The organism is Candidatus Collinsella stercoripullorum, assembly GCF_027669965.1.
Lineage (GTDB): Bacteria > Actinomycetota > Coriobacteriia > Coriobacteriales > Coriobacteriaceae > Collinsella > Collinsella stercoripullorum.
On record NZ_JAQECM010000080.1, the window covers coordinates 1 to 5,427 of the forward strand.

The 5,427-nt window shown below is 70.6% G+C and carries 4 protein-coding genes; 3 read left to right on the forward strand and 1 reads right to left on the reverse strand.

Features of this window, described 5'->3' with window-relative positions:
* Window positions 1–89: 89 nt before the first annotated feature.
* Entirely contained in the window at window positions 90–1,598 is a 1,509-nt protein-coding gene (thrC, locus tag PHA29_RS10245; RefSeq protein WP_270849533.1) for a threonine synthase, read from the reverse strand.
* A 309-nt stretch (window positions 1,599–1,907) separates the two neighbouring features.
* Here thrC and PHA29_RS10250 point away from each other — a divergent pair, with 309 nt between their 5' ends.
* From PHA29_RS10250 to PHA29_RS10260, 3 genes are all read left to right on the forward strand, one after another.
* Complete coding sequence (locus tag PHA29_RS10250) at window positions 1,908–3,272, forward strand: aspartate kinase (RefSeq protein WP_270574796.1); 1,365 nt, start codon at window positions 1,908–1,910, stop codon at window positions 3,270–3,272.
* Between the two features lie 74 nt (window positions 3,273–3,346).
* On the forward strand, window positions 3,347–4,372 hold the full coding sequence (locus PHA29_RS10255) for an aspartate-semialdehyde dehydrogenase (RefSeq protein WP_270849534.1): 1,026 nt from the start codon (window positions 3,347–3,349) through the stop codon (window positions 4,370–4,372).
* Window positions 4,373–4,437: 65 nt separating this feature from the next.
* Entirely contained in the window at window positions 4,438–5,358 is a 921-nt protein-coding gene (locus tag PHA29_RS10260) for an AEC family transporter (protein WP_270849535.1), read from the forward strand.
* Window positions 5,359–5,427: the final 69 nt, after the last annotated feature.

Here is a 5,427-nt window from a genome sequence, read left to right on the forward strand (position 1 = left end):
GCCCCGAGCCCGGGCGGGTGCGGGGCCGGGACGGCGGACGTCCCGGCCCCGGGTGCGGCGCGGCGACGGCCGCCGGGTGCGGCGATGCCCTACAGCCTCGACGCGGCCGCCTCGACGTAGGCGGCCATGCCGTCCACGTCGACCGCGTCCCCATGGAGGACGGGGCGCCCCTCCAGGGTGGCGAGCTGCTTGGGCGCGCGCGTGCCCGTCGCCTTCTCGAGCACCTTCATGGCCGCGAAGTCGTCCGGCGGGCAGAACAGGCCGAGCGCGCCCGCCACGGCGCGCGGGAACTTGTAGGGGCTCGCGGTGGACAGCAGGACGCGCGCCGCCGTGCCGGGGGCGGGTGCGAGCTCGCCCAGCACGTGGTAGCCGCAGGCGGTGTGCGGGTCGATCACGTAGCGGTTGTCGTCCCAGCAGCGGCGGATCGCCGCGGCGACCTGGTCCTCGTCCGCCCAGCCGCAGCCGAAGTCCTCGCGGATGCGCGCGAGCAGCTCCGTCGGCGCCTCGTAGGCGCCCTCGTCCGCCAGGTGCGCCATGAGGTCGGCCACCAGGTCGCAGTCGCCGTCCGACGCGTAGTAGAGCATGCGCTCGAGGTTGGACGAGACGAGGATGTCCATCGAGGGGGAGGAGGTGGTGTAGAAGGGGCGGTTGCGGTCGTAGGTGCCGCCGTCCAGGAAGTCGCACAGCACGTTGTTGCGGTCGCTCGCCACGATGAGACGGGAGACGGGCAGGCCCATGCGCTTCGCGTAGTACCCGGCGAGGATGTCGCCGAAGTTGCCCGTGGGCACGCAGAACTCCACCTCGTCGCCCGGCTCGACGGCGCCGGCGCGCAGCAGCTGCGCGTAGGCGGCGAAGTAGTAGACGACCTGCGGCACGAGGCGGCCGACGTTGATGGAGTTGGCGCTCGAGAGCACGACGCCCTGCGCGCGCAAGCGCTCGGCGAGGCCCTCGTCGGCGAAGATGCGCTTGACGGCGCTCTGGGCGTCGTCGAAGTTGCCGCGCACGCCGCACACGGCGACGTTGGACCCCTCCTGCGTGGTCATCTGCAGCTCCTGCACGCGGCTGACCTTGCCCTCGGGATAGAAGACGGTGATGCCGCACCCCGGGGCCCCGGCGAAGCCGGCGAGCGCCGCCTTGCCGGTGTCGCCCGAGGTCGCGGTGACGATCATGATGCGCTCGCCGGAGCCCCCGTCGGCGCCGGTGCGCGCCATGAGGCGGGGCAGCATCTGGAGCGCGACGTCCTTGAAGGCGCTCGTGGGGCCGCCGAACAGCTCGAGCACGTAGGCGGGCGTCCCGTCGGCGCCCGGGGACCGGGTGAGGGGGACGAGCGGGGTGACCTCATCGGACGCGAAGGTCCCGCCGTAGGCCTCCTCCACGCAGGCGGCGAGCTCGTCGGCCGTGAAATCGGGCAGCAGGATGCCCATGACCTCGCGCGCCAGCTCGAGGTACCCCTTGCCGGGAAGCGTCGGGATGTCGATGCGCCGCGCGCCGAGCTCGTCGGAGACGAACAGGCCGCCGTCGGCGGCGATGCCGCGGCGGATCGCCTCCTTGCTCGAAAGGGTCGGGGCAGACGAGCGCGTGCTGTGGAAGAGGCCCATCGTACACTCCTTTGCGCGAGGGTTTCGGTTCGGTGATGCCCATGGTAGCAGAGCGGATTTGCGCCCGCGCGCACCGCGCCCGCGGCCCGCCGCGCTCCAGCGCCGCGACACAGGGCGTTTTTCGTTTGGAAACAAACGGGGACGATTTGAGGTATCGTTTCCGTCGTGTATAAAGCTCCTGTACACTTGCATACACTCGAACGCACTAAAGTGGCTCCTGCCGACTTTCGATGCGGGGCCGGCCGCGACCCGTCGCCGCGGCCGGCCCCGTCGCGCAGGGCGCCGTCAAGGGGAAGGTATGGCGCGCATATGATCAAGGTGGCTAAGTTCGGCGGATCGTCCGTGGCGGATGCCGAGCACTTCAGGAAGATCCGCGGCATCGTGGAGGCGGACCCGGCGCGCCGCTTCGTGGTGGTGTCGGCCTGCGGGCGGCGCCGCGACGGCGACGCGAAGGTGACCGACCTGCTCTACCTCGTGAACGCGCACGTCAAGTACCGCGTCTCCTGCGACGACCTGCTCGACGACATCGCCCAGCGCTACTTCGACATCGCCGACGAGCTGGGGCTGTCCTATCCCATCCGCGACGAGATCGCCGCCTTCGCCGAGCGCGCGCGGTCGGGCGGCTACAGCACCGAGGAGCTCGTCTCCCGCGGCGAGTACTTCACCGCCCGCCTCATGGCGGAGTACCTGGGCCTGCCGTTCCTCGACGCGGCCGATGTCGTGGCCTTCCACCACGACGGCACCCTGTCGATGACGCGCACCGCCCAGCTGCTCGAAGAGCGCGCCCCGCGCGGCGGCTTCGTCATGCCGGGATTCTACGGCGCCACGCGCGAGGGGCGCATCTGCCTGCTCGACCGCGGCGGCGGCGACATCTCCGGCTCGATCCTCGCCAAGTGCCTGGGCGCCGACCTGTACGAGAACTGGACGGACGTCTCGGGCTTCTACTCCGCCGACCCGCGCATCGTGCCCGATGCGCAGCCCATCGAGCGCATCACCTACGAGGAGCTGCGCGAGCTGTCCTACATGGGCGCGAGCGTCCTGCACGAGGAGGCCATCTTCCCGGTGCGCGAGGCGGGCATCCCGCTCGTCATCAAGAACACCAACGCGCCGGCGGACCCCGGCACGATCATCTCCGAGCACCCCAAGAAGGGCGAGAGCGAGCCGATCATCACCGGCGTGTCCGGCAAGCGCGGGTTCCTCGCGATCAACGTCGCGCGCGACCGCACCACGAGCCGCATCGGCTTCATGCGCCGCGCCCTGTCGGTGTTCGAGCGCTACAACGTCAGCGTCGAGCACATGCCCACCGGCGTCGACCAGTTCGCCGCCGTCGTGCAGGCCGAGGACGTGCACGACTCGCTCTACTCGCTCATCTCCGACATCCAGGACGAGGTCGAGCCGCTGGAGATCGAGGTCGTGGAGGACCTGGCGCTCATCGCCACGGTGGGCCGCAACCTGCACGGGCGCGCCGGCGTGGCGGGCCACCTGTTCGGCATGCTCGGCCAGGCGGGCGTGAGCGTGCGCATGATCACGCAGGGCTGCGACGAGATCAACATCATCGTGGGCGTGGAGGAGAAGGACTTCGAGCTGGCCATCCGCACCATCTACAAGGCCTTCTCGGACGAGAACGGCATCGTGGAGACCTCTGAGCTCGAGCCGACCCCGCAGCCGTTCTAGACGATGCGGCAAAGGCGGCACGCAGCTGCCCCTGTTCGAACATCACTTCATTTCACCTACGGAAGGAGACCGCAATGAAGCAGTACACCGTCGCCATCCTGGGAGCTACCGGTGCTGTGGGCACCCAGATGATCCAGTGCCTGGCCGAGCAGGACTTCCCCGTGGGCGAGCTTCGCCTGCTGGCCAGCGCGCGCTCCGCGGGCAAGCAGGTCGAGACTCCCTTCGGCACCGTGACGATCGCCGAGGCGGGCCCCGACGCCTTCGCCGGTTGCGACATCGTGCTGGGCGCCGTCGAGGATGACCTGGCGCGCGAGCTGCTTCCGCACGCTGTCGAGGCGGGCGCCGTCGTGGTGGACAACAGCCACGCCTTTCGTCTGGACCCGGATGTGCCCCTGGTCGTGCCCGAGATCAACGCCGAGGACGTTTCCTGGCACCACGGCATCATCTCCAACCCCAACTGCGCGACGATCATCGGCCTGGTGCCTACGTGGCCGCTGCACAAGATCGCCGGTGTGACGCGCATGATCGTGTCGACCTATCAGGCTGCGAGCGGCGCCGGTGCGCCGGGCATGGCCGAGCTCGAGGCGCAGATCGGCGCCATGGGCCGCGGCGAAGACCTTCCCGAGCCCAAGACGTTTGCCGCCCCGCTCGTGAGCAACCTCATCCCGCAGATCGGCGGCTTCAAGTACGAGGGCTACACCTCCGAGGAGATGAAGCTGCAAAACGAGGGCCGCAAGATCATGCACCTGCCTGAGCTGCGCGTGAACTGCACCTGCGTGCGCGTGCCCGTGCTGCGCTCGCACTCCGAGAGCATCACGCTCGAGTTTGAGCGCGATATCACGCTCAAGCAGGCTCGCGAGGCGCTGGCCGCCGCGCCGGGCGTCAAGCTTGTGGACGACCGCGAGGCCGCAAGCGCCCACGACCGCTTCCCCATGCCGATCGACACCTCCGACCAGGATCTCATCTGGGTCGGACGCCTGCGCCGCGACATCTCCAACCCCGAGGCGGCGCGCGGCATCACCTTCTGGTGCTGCGGGGACCAGATCCGCAAGGGCGCCGCGACCAACGCGGTCCAGATCGCCAAGCTGCTCACCGAGTAGGCGCCCCGCCGCCGTCGGAGCGCTATGCTTGATGCTCCGGTGTCCGGCGGAGGGAAGGGGGACCGATGACGGTCGAGGCGACGATGCCGGTCATGCTCACGCAGGTGCTCGCCATGTTCGCGATGATGCTGATCGGTGCGGCGCTGCGGCGCGGCGGCCTGGTGGACGAGGCGGGGACGGCGCAGCTCTCGCGCGTGGCGCTCTACGTCGCGACCCCCGCGGTGATCCTGCAGTCGCTCGCCGGCCCCTTCGACGCGGGCAGGCTCGCGGCCGGCATCGCGTGCGCCGCCCTGTCCTTCGGGTTCACCGCGCTGTCCGCCGCGGTGGGCCGTCTGGCGTTTCGCGACCGCTGCCGCGAGGCGCAGCTCGGGATCATGGTCTCGAACATGGGGTTCATGGGCATACCGCTGGTGCAGAGCGTCCTCGGGGCGGACAGCGTGTTCTACATCTCCGCCTGCATCGCCGCGCAGGTGCCCCTCATGTGGACCTACGGGGTGCGGCTCGTGTCGAGCGACCCCGCCGACGTGTCGGCGCGCGCCATCGCGACCAACCCGTCGGTCGTCGCCGTCGCCGTGGGCGTCGTGCTGTTCCTGTGCTCGATCGACCTCGCCGGCGTGTTCCAGGTGACGGCGGCCGACCTCGGGAACCTCAACACCGGGCTCGCGATGCTCGTCATGGGGGCCTATCTCGCCCAGGCCGACCTGCGCGCGCTCGCGCGCGACCCGGTCCTGTACCTGGCGAGCGCCCTGCGGCTGCTCGTCGTCCCCGCGGTGATGCTCGCGCTGCTCGCCGTGCTGCCGCTGCCCGTCGAGGTGAAGCTCGTGGTCGTCATCGCCTCCTCGGCGCCGTGCGGCACCGTGTCGGCGATGTTCCCGCAGATGTTCGGCGGCGACTACCGCCTGGGCGCCGGCCTCGTGTCGGTCTCGACCCTGCTCTCGCTCGCCGTGATGCCGCTCATGCTCGCCGCGGGCCTCGCGCTGTTCTGAGGCGGGCGACCGCGGGCTGCCCGGGGCTCGCCCGGGGCCGGCGGCCGCCCGCGCAGGCGGGCCGCCCGT

Coding starts and splice junctions, on each gene's coding strand:
- thrC (WP_270849533.1), bottom strand. CDS start 1,598: ATGGGCCTCTTCCACAGCACGCGCTCGTCTGCCCCGACCCTTTCGAGC.
- PHA29_RS10250 (WP_270574796.1), top strand. CDS start 1,908: ATGATCAAGGTGGCTAAGTTCGGCGGATCGTCCGTGGCGGATGCCGAG.
- PHA29_RS10255 (WP_270849534.1), top strand. CDS start 3,347: ATGAAGCAGTACACCGTCGCCATCCTGGGAGCTACCGGTGCTGTGGGC.
- PHA29_RS10260 (WP_270849535.1), top strand. CDS start 4,438: ATGACGGTCGAGGCGACGATGCCGGTCATGCTCACGCAGGTGCTCGCC.